This window comes from Nocardia sp. alder85J (assembly GCF_020176955.2).
Taxonomy (GTDB): domain Bacteria; phylum Actinomycetota; class Actinomycetes; order Mycobacteriales; family Mycobacteriaceae; genus Nocardia.
Map to the genome: position 1 here is coordinate 304146 of NZ_JAIUCZ020000009.1, position 12467 is coordinate 316612.

General features: G+C 69.6%; 11 protein-coding genes. 9 read left to right on the forward strand and 2 right to left on the reverse strand.

The features are described from left to right. The first annotated feature begins 135 nt into the window (after positions 1-135). From LBW94_RS31725 to LBW94_RS31740, 4 genes are all read left to right on the forward strand, one after another. Entirely contained in the window at positions 136-903 is a 768-nt protein-coding gene (locus LBW94_RS31725; RefSeq protein ID WP_225059298.1) for an IclR family transcriptional regulator, read from the forward strand. Positions 904-1081: 178 nt separating this feature from the next. After that, positions 1082-2542: an aldehyde dehydrogenase family protein gene (locus tag LBW94_RS31730; protein WP_225059299.1), complete on the forward strand. Its 1461-nt coding sequence runs from the start codon at positions 1082-1084 to the stop codon at positions 2540-2542. Positions 2543-2644: 102 nt separating this feature from the next. Continuing rightward, positions 2645-3124 carry a GNAT family N-acetyltransferase gene (locus LBW94_RS31735; protein ID WP_225059300.1) on the forward strand — a complete coding sequence of 160 codons (480 nt, stop codon included), beginning with the start codon at positions 2645-2647 and terminating at the stop codon, positions 3122-3124. Between the two features lie 91 nt (positions 3125-3215). Further along, a complete protein-coding gene (locus LBW94_RS31740) occupies positions 3216-4352 on the forward strand; it encodes a Fic family protein (protein WP_225059301.1) in 1137 nt (378 codons plus the stop codon). 3 nt (positions 4353-4355) lie between these two features. On the opposite strand, the gene LBW94_RS31745 is transcribed toward LBW94_RS31740, so the two are convergent. Together LBW94_RS31745 and LBW94_RS31750 are read right to left on the reverse strand one after the other, a co-directional pair. Then, positions 4356-5408, reverse strand: coding sequence for an aminotransferase class V-fold PLP-dependent enzyme (locus LBW94_RS31745; protein ID WP_225059302.1), 1053 nt, complete (start codon positions 5406-5408; stop codon positions 4356-4358). Between the two features lie 142 nt (positions 5409-5550). Continuing rightward, complete coding sequence (locus tag LBW94_RS31750; RefSeq protein ID WP_225059303.1) at positions 5551-6096, reverse strand: TetR/AcrR family transcriptional regulator; 546 nt, start codon at positions 6094-6096, stop codon at positions 5551-5553. 151 nt (positions 6097-6247) lie between these two features. Between LBW94_RS31750 and LBW94_RS31755 the strand changes: the two genes are divergently transcribed. The 5 genes from LBW94_RS31755 (at position 6248) to LBW94_RS31775 (ending at position 12439) form a co-directional block, all read left to right on the forward strand. After that, positions 6248-7672, forward strand: coding sequence for an MFS transporter (locus LBW94_RS31755; protein ID WP_225059304.1), 1425 nt, complete (start codon positions 6248-6250; stop codon positions 7670-7672). Between the two features lie 116 nt (positions 7673-7788). Further along, on the forward strand, positions 7789-8799 hold the full coding sequence (locus tag LBW94_RS31760; RefSeq protein ID WP_225059305.1) for an isopenicillin N synthase family dioxygenase: 1011 nt from the start codon (positions 7789-7791) through the stop codon (positions 8797-8799). Continuing rightward, positions 8796-10082 carry an O-acetylhomoserine aminocarboxypropyltransferase/cysteine synthase family protein gene (locus LBW94_RS31765; RefSeq protein ID WP_225059306.1) on the forward strand — a complete coding sequence of 429 codons (1287 nt, stop codon included), beginning with the start codon at positions 8796-8798 and terminating at the stop codon, positions 10080-10082. Before LBW94_RS31760 ends, LBW94_RS31765 begins: the two co-directional genes overlap by 4 nt. Continuing rightward, positions 10075-10866, forward strand: coding sequence for an alpha/beta fold hydrolase (locus tag LBW94_RS31770; RefSeq protein WP_225059307.1), 792 nt, complete (start codon positions 10075-10077; stop codon positions 10864-10866). Before LBW94_RS31765 ends, LBW94_RS31770 begins: the two co-directional genes overlap by 8 nt. A gap of 10 nt (positions 10867-10876) precedes the next feature. Next, entirely contained in the window at positions 10877-12439 is a 1563-nt protein-coding gene (locus LBW94_RS31775; protein WP_225059308.1) for an ABC transporter substrate-binding protein, read from the forward strand. Positions 12440-12467 lie beyond the last annotated feature (28 nt).

A 12467-nucleotide genomic window follows, 5' to 3' on the forward strand; every position in this document is an offset into this window, starting at 1 on the left:
TCGTCGAATCGGGAACAGGGGCGGCCGGAATCCGGCGGCTCTGGTTCCCGAGCATGCGTTACCCGGATCACAGCGCACCACAGCTGTTCCATTGAATGGGTTGATTTCGCCGTTTCTGCTGGTAGAACTGTGTGTATGGCGAGGTCGACGAGCGGCGAATCGGTGCTGGAACGCGTCGTGCGTCTCTTCGAGGCGTTCGATTCCGATACCCCGGCGATCACCGTCACCGAACTGGCCCGCCGCGCCGCGCTGCCGCCGGCGACCGCGTCCCGCCTGATCGGGGAGTTGGTGGGGTACGGCTGGCTGCGCCGCGATGCCGACCGCCGGGTGCGGATCGGGGTGCGGATGTGGGAGCTGGCGGTGCGGGCGTCCCCGACGCTCGGGCTGCGCGAGGCGGCCATGCCGTTCATGGAGGATCTGCACGCGGTGGTCGGCCATCACGTGCAACTCGGGGTGCTGCAACACCGCGAGGTGCTGTATGTCGATCGGCTGTCGGCGCCGGGCGCGGTCCGCAACGTCAGCCGATTCGGCGGGCGGATGCCGTTGCACGCCACCTCGCCGGGCCTGGTGCTGCTCGCGCACAGCCCGGCCGACTTCCAGGAGTCGATCCTGGCCGGGCCGCTGCGGGCGTTCACCGAGCGCACGCCCAGCGATCCGCGCACGCTGCGGGTGCTGCTCGGCGAGATCCGCCGGATCGGCTACGCCTACTGCGACGGTTTCATCGACGATCTCGCCACCGCCGTCGCCGCCCCGCTGCGGGGTTCCGGTGATCAGGTGGTGGCGGCGCTGTCGGTGATCGTGCCCCGCGACGGCTCGGCCCGGTCGATCCTCCCGGCCGTACTCGCCGCGGCCCGGGGCATCTCCCGGGCGCTGCAATCACCGTCGGTCCCGGCCCCTGCCTGATTCGGGAAATTTCCGTCCATTGAATGGAACAGCGGTGGTGTCCCGGGTCACACACCCGGCATGCTCGCCGACAGAGTACAGTTCGGCGCCCCGAGGACCGTGGCCTGCTGCTGCCCGTGGGGATCGGTTCGGCCCGCGGGCGCTCGTGCTGCGAGCAGAGCAGATTCGAGGAAGTGTCATGAGCGTCATCCGTGAGCTGCTGATCGGCGGCAAGGAAACCCCCGCGCGATCCGGCCGGACCGTCGATGTGGTGAACCCGCACACGGGAAATCGGTTCGTCACGGTCGCCGCCGCGGCCGCAGCGGATGTGACGGCCGCCGTCGACGCGGCGGCCGCGGAGTTCGAAACCTGGTCGGCGCTGGGCCCGTTCGAGCGGCGCGCGATCTTCCTCACCGCCGCGGATCTGCTGGAGCAGCGGATCGAGGAGGCTGCCGACACCATGGCCGGTGAGGTCGCCGCCGCCCGGGGCTGGGCGTATTTCAATGTCGGCCTGGCGGCCAACGTGTTCCGCGAGGCGGCCGCCGCGATCACCGCACCGCGCGGCGAGGTGCTGACCGCTGCGCAGCCGGGTGTGCTCGGCCTGGCGGTGCGCGAGCCGATCGGCGTGGTCGCCGCCATCGCGCCCTGGAACGCGCCGCTGATCCTGTCCGCACGGGCGGTCGCCGCGCCGCTGGCGGCCGGAAATACGGTGGTGCTCAAGCCGAGTGAGGCGGCCCCGCTGTCCAGTGGCCTGTTCGTCGCCGATGTGCTGCGCGAGGCCGGACTGCCCGCCGGGGTGCTGAACGTCGTCACCAACGATCCCGCCGACGGCCCCGCGGTGGTGGCGGCGCTGATCGCCGACGAGCGGGTGCGGGCGGTGAACTTCACCGGTTCCACCGAGGTCGGCCGGATCGTGGGAACCCTTGCCGCACAACATCTCAAGCCTGCCGTGCTGGAGCTGGGCGGGAAGAACTCGGTGCTGGTCCTCGCCGACGCCGACGTCGGCTACGCGGTCCGGGCCGCGGTTTTCGCGACCTTCGCCAACTCCGGCCAGATCTGTATGTCGGCCGACCGCATCCTGGTGCACGAATCGCTGGCCGCGCAGTTCACCGCCGAACTGGCCGCGGTGGTGTCGAATCTGCCCACCGGCGGCCCCGAGGACCCCGCGACCGTGGTCGGCCCGCTGGTGAACACCGCTGCCGCCCAGCGGGTCTCGGCGCTGGTGGCCGACGCCGTCGGTAAGGGCGCGACCGTGGTCGCCGGTGGCGGCGAGCCGACCGGCGCCCTGCACCCCGCCACCGTGCTCACGAATGTGCCTGCCACCGCGGAGATCTTCCGCGCCGAGATCTTCGGCCCGGTGTCGGTGGTCGAGACCTTCGCCACCGACGAGGAGGCGATCGCGATGGCCAACGACACCGAGAACGGCCTGTCCGCGGGCGTCATCACCGAGAACGGCACGCACGGGCTGAAGGTGGCCCGCAGGCTGCGCACCGGCATCGTCCACATCAACGACCAGTCCGTGGGCGACGAACCCCAGGCTCCCTTCGGGGGTTTCAAGGGCTCCGGCTACGGCCGCTTCGGCGGCCGCTGGGGCATCGAGGCGTTCTCCAACACCCGCTGGGTCACCCTCGCCACCGAACAGGCTCGGTTCCCCGGCTGATCCACCCGCCCGGCCGCGTCCACCCGGCGCGGCCGGGCGCCTTCCGGATCTGCTCGAGCGCAACCCTGCTCGCGCCGCCGATGTTCGGCTACCGTCGCGGCCATGACGAGTGTGCCCACCGACCTGCACCCCACCGTGCTCGAAGTGGACTGGGACCATCCCGACGCGGTCGTGCTGCGCGACGAGATGGCCGTCGAGGTGAGCCCCCGCTACCGCAGCCTGATGCGGGAACTGCCGATCAACCCCAACCACGTCGACCCCGAGACCGTGGTCCGCACCTACGTCGCCTACGCCGGCGGCCCCGCCGGTCACGCCGCCGTCCGCTGGAATGCCGGCGATCTGGAGCTCAAGCGCATGTTCGTGCGCCCGCAGTACCGCGGCTCCCGCGCCGCCACCGCCCTGCTGGAAGCCGCCGAGGCCACCGCCCGCACCCTCGCCCTGCCCCGCCTGATCCTGCAAACCGGCCACCTCCAGCCCGAGGCCGTCCGCTTCTACGAACGCAACGGCTACCAGCACATTCCCCACTTCCCGCCCTACGAGGTCCTGCCGCTGTCGCACTGCTTCGAGAAGCGGTTCGGCTGAGACGCGTACCACCGGAAACGGCACCGGCCGGATCAGGGACCAGGGTGCGTCAGGGTATGACGTAATGATCACGTCATAGTATTATCGATGGATGCTCTTCCCGATGCCCGCGCTGACAGCGGCCGACGACCGTGTGCTGTCCGAAGTGGACCGTATGCGCGATGACCTGCGTCATCAATTGCAGGGCAGGCCCGCCAAGTGGGCGGGCGGGCTGCGCAAGTTCCTGACGGCGGACGCGGTCGCGGCCTCCAATTCGATCGAGGGATTCAAGGTCTCCACCGTCGATGTCGAGGATTTGATGTCGGGTGAGCGTGATGTCGACGTCTCGGACGAGGACCGCGCGGAGACGCTGGCCTATCAGCAGATGATGACCTACATCCAAACCCTGCACGCCGTCGCCGATTTCGACTACGGCAAGGCGCTGCTGAACGCCCTGCACTGGATGTTGCAGGGGCATCGGCACACCGAGCGCACACCGGCGGGCCGCTGGCGGCCCGGCCCCGTCTACGTCACCGACGCTCGTGACCCGAGTATCGCGGCGTACACCGCCCCCGACGTGGAGTCCGTACCGGACCTGATGGCCGAGCTGGTCGAGTGGCTCAACACCGACGACGGCTCCCATCCGCTGATCCGGGCAGCGATGGCCCACCTGCATCTGGTGTCGATCCATCCGTGGGCAGACGGCAACGGCCGGATGTCCCGCTCGTTGCAGACGCTGATGATCGCCCGGGAAGGTGTTCTTGCACCGGAGTTCTCGTCCATCGAGGCATGGCTCGGCCGGCCCGGTAACACCTGGGAGTACTACCAGGTGCTCGGTCGGCGAGGTCCCCGCTACCGGCCGGATCAGGATGTCTCGGACTGGATTCGGTTCAATCTGATCGCCTATCACCAGCAGGCGCAGACCGTGCACGCGCGCTTCGTGCGGTCGGGCCGGGTGTGGAACGCGCTGGGTGCGTTCGTGTTCGGTGCCGGGCTCGACGAACGGTTGGTTTCGGCGCTACACGATGTGGCGATGTCCGGGCGGGTGCGGCGCAGCCGGTACGAGCAGAGTGAGGCGCTGAGTCTGCAACAGGCGCAACGTGATCTGCGTGAGCTGACCGCGCGGGGGGTGCTGGGGCCGGTCGGGCGGACACGGGCCCGGTTCTATGTGGCGGGTCCTCGTTTTCCGGAGGAGGTGCTGGAGATCGCGCGGACACCGGTGACGCTCGAGGATCCGTACGGGGAGTGAGGGTCAGGCGGCGGCCAGGGTTTTCAGGGTGTGGTCGACGTCGGCGGTGGTGTTGTAGAGGTGGAAGGAGAAGCGCAGATTGCCGTTTCGTGCGGTGGCGACGATGCCCGCGGGCGCGAGGGCGGGGGCCAGGTGAGCGGCACCGGGGACGGTGACGATGGGCGAACCGGGGGCGGGGATCGGAGGGAGGCCCAGGTCGGTCAGGCCGGTGCGGAAGCGGTCGGCCAGGGTCAGGTCGTGGGCACGGATGGTGTCGACGGTGAGGTGGTCCACCAGTTCCAGGCCGGCCAGGGTGGCGGCGACGCCGAGCCAGTCGGGGGTGTCGTCGAAGCGCCGCGTGGTGGGGGCGAGGCGTTGGGGGGCATACATTTCCGACCATCTGTCGGCGGCGGCGTACCAGCCGGGGGCGAGCGGGTGCAGGGCTGCTGCGGCCGCGGGGGCGGCGGCGAAGAAGGTGACGCTGCGGGCGCCGAGCAGCCATTTGAAGGTGGCGCAGACCCAGTAGTCGGCGTCGTCGAAGTTCAAGGGTAGCCAGCCCGCGGCCTGGCTGGCATCCAGCAGCAGGCGGGTGTGGTGAGCTGTTGTCGCCGTGCGCAATTCGGCGAGGTCCAGGATGCGGCCGTCGGCCGATTGGACCAGGCTCGCCGCCACGAGCGCGGTCTCCGAGCGTACCGATGCGGCGAGGTCGTCCAGGGGGACCGTGCGGACGTTCAGGTCGCGGCGGTGGTGGAACGGGCCGGTCACCGACGCGAAATCGCCTGTGGGGACCAGGACTTCGGCGCCGGTCGGCAGGGCTGCGGCGACCGGTCCGATCAGGGCGGCCACGGTGCTGCCGATCGCCACGTCGTCGGGAGTCGCGCCGGTCAGCAGGCGGGCGAAGGCCGCGCGTGCCGAATCCACCAGGTCGTCGTGGGCGTTCGGGGCCGCGCGCCCGGCCGCCCAGTCGTCGGTGATCGCGCGCACCGCGGCCAGGCCCCGGGCAGGTGGCAGACCGTAACTGGCGGTGTTGAGATACAGGGCGTCGGTGGCGAATTCGCCGGGGGCGAGGGGCTGCATGAATTCAGTGTCGAGGCGGCCGGGACCGAGCGTCCAGGGCCACTGCCGGATCGGTGGACCTCGAACTCTGCGCGGTTCGTTCACCCCGGGCTGGTCCGGATCATTCTCGGGTCGGGCGTGGGCCGTTCGCCGCCTCGGCCGTTCACTCCTGGACCGGACGCAGGCCGTTCACCGCGACCGACAGCAGGCGGGGGGCCACGTCGGGGGCCGTTTCGCAGGCGGTGGCGATGCCGTGGCCGAGGCGGATCAGGTCGTGGGGTTCCAGGTCGGCGCGGACCAGGCCGGCTTGCTGGGCCGGGGTCAGCAGGGCGGCCGCGGCGTCGGTCATCATGGTGCGGCACATGGTGAAGGTTTCCGAGGTCTGGTCCATCGAGGACTTCAGGGTCAGCGCCAGGCTGTGCTCGGACAGCACGTAGGCGACCTGATCGCGCAGCCATTGTTCCAGGGCCGCCATGGGTTCCATGGTCTCGGCCAGTTCGTAGGCGAGGCCGGCCAGGTGCTCGATGCGGGCGCGGTAGACGGCCTCGATGAGTGCGTCGCGATTGGGGAAGTGGCGGTAGAGGGTTCCGGCGCCGACGCAGGCGCGGCGCGCGATGTCGTCCAGCGGCGCGTCGGGGCCGTGCTCGGTGAATGCCTGGCGGGCGCATTCGATGATGCGCTCGTAATTTCGGCGCGCGTCGGCACGCATCGGCCGTACTGGAGACGGTGCGTCCACGAACCCTCCACTGGAAACGGACAGAGTCTCCGCTTAGACTTGCGTAAGCGGAGGCTTTCTCCTTATGCTATCTCCATCGGAAGCGGAGAGTCTCTCCGCTTAGTTCCTCGCCGATGGAGCATCCTTGTCTACTACCACTACTGTGTCCAACGACGCGCCGGTTCGGGCCAGATTCGGGCAAATCCGGCCGGGTGTCGTACTGACCACGCTGCTCAGCGGTCAGCTGATGATCATGCTCGACATCACCGTCATGAACGTGGCCCTGCCGCGTATCCGGTCCGACATGCACTTCAGTGCGACGGGCCTGTCCTGGGTGATGAACTCCTACACGCTGGCCTTCGGCGGGCTGCTGTTGCTCGGCGGCCGGGCCGGTGATCTGTTCGGCCGGCGACGATTGTTCCTGATCGGCATCGCCCTGTTCACACTGGCCTCGCTCGGTGGCGGCCTCGCGCCGTCGGCGGCCTGGCTGCTGGTCGCCCGGGTGGTGCAGGGCATCGGCGGGGCCCTCGCCGGGCCGAACACACTGGCCATCCTGACCACCACCTTCAGCGAGCCGAAGGCCCGAATCCGGGCGCTGGCATGGTTTTCCACGATCGGCAGCGCCGGATTCGCGATCGGCCTGATCGTGGGCGGCCTGCTCACCCAATGGTTCGGCTGGCGATCCGTCCTGTTCATCAACGTGCCGATCGGTGTGGCGGTGCTGATGTCGGGGCTGCGCTACCTGCCGGACACCGCGCGGCACCCCGCCCGGCTGGATCTGCCCGGCGCCGTCACCGCCACCGCCGGCGTCGCAGCGCTGGTCTACGGATTCATCGGCGCCGCCGCGCACGGCTGGTCGGCGGCGGTCACCGACATCTCGCTGGCCGCCGGTGCGGTGCTGATCGCCGCGTTCGTGGCGATCGAATTCCGTACGCCGCAACCGTTGCTGCCGCTGCACCTGTTCGCCGACCGCAACCGCGCGGCCGCCTACACCAATTTCTTCCTCGGGCCGATGGCGGGCATGTCGATGTTCTTCTTCCTCACCCAGTACCTCCAGGAGGTACGTGGAATGAACTCGCTGACAACCGGTTTCGCGTTCCTGCCGACCGCGGTCACGATGTTCGCGATGGTGCGGCTGATCCCGCGGCTGCTGCCCCGGCTGGGGCCGAAGGTGATGACCATGACCGGTACCGTCCTGATGACCGCCGCGTTGGTGCTGCTGACCTTCCTCGGCACCGGCACCGCTTATTTCCCACTGATATTCGTGGCGACGACGGTCATCGGCATCGGAATCGGCACGGCCTTCGCACCGCTGAACGTGATCATCATGTCGAATGTGCCGCCCGCCGAGGCCGGTGCGGCCGGCGGTGCGTTGCAGACATTGCAGCAGACCGGTTCCGCGCTCGGCTTGGCCATCCTGGTCACCGTGTTCGGTACCGCGGCCCGGCACGCGACCGGCTCGGCGCAGCATGTGCTGACCGTCGGCGTCACCACGGCCTTCATCGGCTCGGCGGTGGTCGGGGCGCTCACCCTGGTGATCGCGACCACCTTCCGGCGGACGCTGACCTGATCACCTGAATCCACCCGCGCGAACCCGCCGTGCCCGGCGGGTTCGCGCGGTGTGAATCGACTCACCGTGAATCAAAGGGGGCCGACCGTAACCCGGTGGGCCTACTATCCGGAAGGGTGACCGCCCGCTTGCCGTTGATCGATATCTCGCGATTCCGGGGGCCCGCCGCCGACCGGGCGGTCTTCCTCGCCGACCTGCGGCACGCCGCGCACGAGGTCGGCTTCTTCTATGTCGTGGGCCACGGCGTGTCCGAGGAGCTGACCAGCGGGATCTTCGACGTGGCGCGGCAGTTCTTCGCGCTGCCGGCGGCACGGCGGCGGGAGATCGAGAACATCCACTCGCCACAGTTCCGCGGGTACACCAGCACCGGGCACGAATACACCGCCGGCGCGCCGGACCGCCGGGAACAGATCGATATCGGGCCCGAACGCGACGTGGTGGCCCCGGTCCCGGGCGCGCCGGCCTGGACCCGGCTGATCGGTCCCAACCAGTGGCCCGCGCAGCTGCCCCGGCTGCGGGAGACGACCCTGGCCTGGCAGGCGGAGGCGCTGCGGGTGAGCCGGGAGGTGCTGCGCGCCCTGTCCGTCGCACTCGGCCAGGACGAGGGCTATTTCGACGAATGGTTCGACGCGGAGGCGTCGACCCACGTGAAGATCATCCACTATCCCGGCCGCGAATCCGATGAGGCCGATCAGGGTGTGGGCGCGCACAAGGACTACGGCTATCTGGCGCTGCTGCAACAGGACGAGGTCGGCGGCCTCCAGGTGCAGGGTCCGGACGGCTGGATCGACGCGGTGCCGGTCCCCGGCAGTTTCGTGTTCAACATCGGCGAGATGCTGGAGATCGCCACCGGCGGTTATCTGATCGCGACCCGGCACCGGGTGGTCAGCCCGCCGCCGGGCGTGGATCGCTACTCGGTGCCGTTCTTCCTCGGCCCGCGGCTGGACGCGATCGTCGAACCACTCACGCTCCCACCGGAACTGGCGGCCCGCAGCCGCGGTGTCAGCGACGAGGCCGGCAATCCACTGCTGGCCCGTTACGGGGAGAACGCGCTGATCGGCTGGCTGCGTTCGCATCCGGCGGTGGCGCGGCGCTGGTGGTCCGATGTGCTGGAGACCCAGGGGTGACCGAGGACTGGTCCTTCGAGACGCGGCAGATCCACAGTGGGGCACAACCTGATCCGGTGACGGGTGCGCGCGCGACGCCCGTCTACCAGACCACCTCGTACGTCTTCCACGACGCCGACCACGCGGCGCGGACCTTCGCTCTGCGTGACCTGGAAACCCATGCCTACACACGGGTGTCGAACCCGACCACCGCCGTCGCGGAGGCGCGGCTGGCGGCGCTGGAGGGCGGCGCGGGCGCGGTGGCGGTGGCCAGCGGGCAGGCGGCGGTGTCGCTGGCGCTGCTGACCATCGCGCGGGCCGGTGACCACCTCGTCGCGGCCGCCACCCTGTACGGCGGCACCTACAACCTGCTCGCCTACACCTTCGCCGATCTCGGCATCACCGTCGACTTCGTCGGCGATCCGGACGATCTCGCGCAGTGGCGGGCGGCGATCCGCCCGAACACCAAGGCGCTGTTCGCCGAAACCGTGGGCAATCCGCTCGGCAACGTCCTCGACCTGGCCGCGGTCGGGGATGTCGCGCACGCGGCCGGAATTCCGCTGGTGGTCGACAACACCGTTCCCACACCGTATCTGCTGCGGCCGCTGGAGCACGGCGCCGACATCGTCGTGCACTCGACCACGAAATTCCTGTCCGGGCACGGCACCGCCATCGGTGGCGCCGTGATCGACGGCGGCGGTTTCGATTTCCGCGCCGAACCGCAGCGCTGGCCGCAGCTGAACACCCCCGACCCCAGCTATCACGGCCTGGTGTTCGCCGAGGATTTCGGCGCGCTCGGCTATCTGACCCGGTTGCGTACCAAGCTGGTTCGCGATCTGGGCCCGGCGGTGTCGCCGTTCAACAGTTTCCTGCTGCTGCACGGGCTGGAGACGCTGTCGCTGCGGGTGGCCCGGCACAGTGCGAACGCACAGGCGATCGCCGAATGGCTGGCCGCGCGGCCGGAGGTGGCACAGGTGCACTACGCCGGGCTGCCGTCGAGCCGCTGGCACGACGCCGCGAAACGCTATCTGCCGCACGGCGCCGGCGGGGTGCTGGCCTTCGAGCTGGCCGGCGGACTGGACGCGGGCCGGGCGCTGGTGGACCGGTTGCGGCTGTTCAGCCACCTCGCCAACATCGGTGACGTGCGCAGCCTGGTGATCCATCCGGCGTCGACCACGCACGCGCAACTGGATGCGCGGCAGCAGCTCGACAGCGGGGTGACCCCCGGCCTGGTGCGACTGTCGGTGGGCCTGGAAGGCGTGGACGATTTGATCGCGGATCTGGAAGAGGGACTGGGTGGCTGAATTCGCGGGCGTGGCCGGAACGATCCACTACGAACGGTGGGTGCCACCGCGACCACGGGCCCTGGTGGTGTTCTTCCACGGGCTCGGCGAACACATCGGCAGTTACGAGCCGTTCGCGGCGGCGTTGCAGCAGGCCGGAATCGCCGTCTGGGCCGCCGATCACGCCGGGCACGGGCACAGCGCCGGCGAGCGGGTATTGATCACCTCGGTCGACGACCTGATCGCCGACGCGGCCACCCTGGTCGGGCTGGCACGCGCGGCGCATCCGGAGCTGCCGCTGGTGGTGGCCGGGCACTCGCTGGGTGCGCTGGTGTCGACGCTGCTGGTCGCCGAGCACGGTGTTCCCGCAACGGCGCTGGTGCTGGCCGGTTCGTCGCTGATCGCCGCGGGCGACAGCTGGGTGCTGAAAGTCCTGTCCGAGGGCACCGATCCCTGGGAGCTGCGCCGCGATCCGAGCGAGATGGTGCGAAATCCGGTCTACGCGCGGCAACTTCGCGAGGATCCGCTGACCTGGCAGGGCGGACTGCGCTGGGAGACGCTCGGCGCGCTGGGGGCGGCGGCGCCGCGCATCCCGGCGGCGCTGGAGCGGCTCACGCTGCCGGTGCTGTTCGTGCACGGCGAGGACGACGACATGGCGCCGGTCGCCGGGGTCCGGCAGGCGGTGGCGGCGCTACCGGATGCCCGCGCCGCGATCTTCCCGGAGGATCGGCACAACATCCTCAACGAAATCGACCGCGACGAGGTCTACCGCACCGTGGTGGCCTTCATCGACGAGCACCTGTAAAGGATCCACAATGACACGCGCACACCGGATTCCGGTGCTGGTGGCTGCCCTCGCGCTGCTCGCCGCCGGGACGCTCGCCGCCTGCGGTACCGGCGGCGACACCGGCCCCGGCGCCACCGCGTCGGCCACCCAGGCGGCGACCCCGCCGGACGACAAGCTCGACACCGCCGCCACGGTGAACATCCGGCTGACCCTGGAACCGACCAGCCTCGACATCTTCGGCACCGCCGGGACCGCTGTGGAACAGTTGTTGCTGGACAACGTGTATCAGAGCCTGCTGAGCATCGACACCGCCGCGAAGGACAAGATCGTGCCCGCGCTGGCGAGTTCGTGGGACGAGTCGCCGGACGGCCTGACCTACACCCTCCACCTGGCGCCGGGCGCGAAGTTCCACGACGGCTCCGCGCTGACCGCCGCCGACGCGGTGTGGTCGCTGCGGCAGCAGCTCGCACCGGGCTCGAAGTCGGTGCGCGCGGCCAACTTCACCTCGGTCGCCGACGTCACCGATCCTGATCCGGCGACCGTCCGGATCACCCTGAAACAGCGCGACACCCAGCTGCTGTGGACGCTGGCCGGGCGCGGCGGCATCGTCTACAAGCAGGGCACCGACTTCGCCACCCTGGACGGGACGGAGAACGGATCCGGGCCGTTCCGGCTCACCCAGTGGAACCGTGGCTCGTCGATCACGCTGGAGCGCAACGACGCCTACGCCGGGGTGAAGCCGAAGGTCGCCAAGGTGGTGTTCCACTACATCAAGGATCCCAACGCGGCGAACAACGCCGAGTCGACCGGCCAGACCGATATCCAGGTGGCCGCCGATCCCACCCTGCTGCAACCGTTCACCGGCAACGGCAAGTTCACGGTGTTGCAGGGCACCACCACCGACAAGTTCGTGCTGGCGTTCAACGGGAACCAGGCGCCGTTCACCAATCCCGATGTCCGGCATGCGATCCGGCAGGCCATCGACAAGAAGGCGGCGGTCTCGACCTACGGCGCCGGCACCGTCATCGGCAGTGATGTGCCGCCACAGGACCCCTGGTACGAGGACCTCACCGCGATCGACGCCTACAACCCGGACAACGCCAAGAAGCTGCTGGCGGCGGCGGGTTTCGGCAACGGGCTGCCCCTGACCCTGGACGTGCCCGACATCTACCCGCCGTCGATCACCGACCTGCTGGTGTCGGACCTGAAGAAGGTGGGGGTGACCCTGACCGTGCGGCAGGTGGAGTTCCAGACCTGGTTGCAGAAGGTGTACACCAACAAGGACTTCCAGCTCAGCCTGGTCGATCACGCCGAGGCGCACGACATCGACAACTACACCAAGCCCACCTACTACTTCGGCTACGACAACAAGCAGGTGCAGCAGTGGTACGCCCAGGCCCGCACGGCCGGCTCCGACGCCGAGCGCGACACCCTGCTGAAGAACGTGGCACGGCAGATCTCCCAGGACGCCGCCACCGACTGGCTGCTGCTGGTGCAGACCACCACCGTGGTGCGCACCGGCGTCTACGGGGTGCCGCAGGCCGAGACCAGCAACCGGTACAACCTGAGCGGGCTCGCGGTCGGCCGGTGAGCGTTGGAAACTGACGACGGAGAGGCGA

Bases quoted from the DNA above. Each gene is read 5' to 3' on its own strand.
- LBW94_RS31725 (WP_225059298.1), top strand. From the start codon at position 136: ATGGCGAGGTCGACGAGCGGCGAATCGGTGCTGGAACGCGTCGTGCGT.
- LBW94_RS31730 (WP_225059299.1), top strand. From the start codon at position 1,082: ATGAGCGTCATCCGTGAGCTGCTGATCGGCGGCAAGGAAACCCCCGCG.
- LBW94_RS31735 (WP_225059300.1), top strand. From the start codon at position 2,645: ATGACGAGTGTGCCCACCGACCTGCACCCCACCGTGCTCGAAGTGGAC.
- LBW94_RS31740 (WP_225059301.1), top strand. From the start codon at position 3,216: ATGCTCTTCCCGATGCCCGCGCTGACAGCGGCCGACGACCGTGTGCTG.
- LBW94_RS31745 (WP_225059302.1), bottom strand. From the start codon at position 5,408: ATGCAGCCCCTCGCCCCCGGCGAATTCGCCACCGACGCCCTGTATCTC.
- LBW94_RS31750 (WP_225059303.1), bottom strand. From the start codon at position 6,096: ATGCGTGCCGACGCGCGCCGAAATTACGAGCGCATCATCGAATGCGCC.
- LBW94_RS31775 (WP_225059308.1), top strand. From the start codon at position 10,877: ATGACACGCGCACACCGGATTCCGGTGCTGGTGGCTGCCCTCGCGCTG.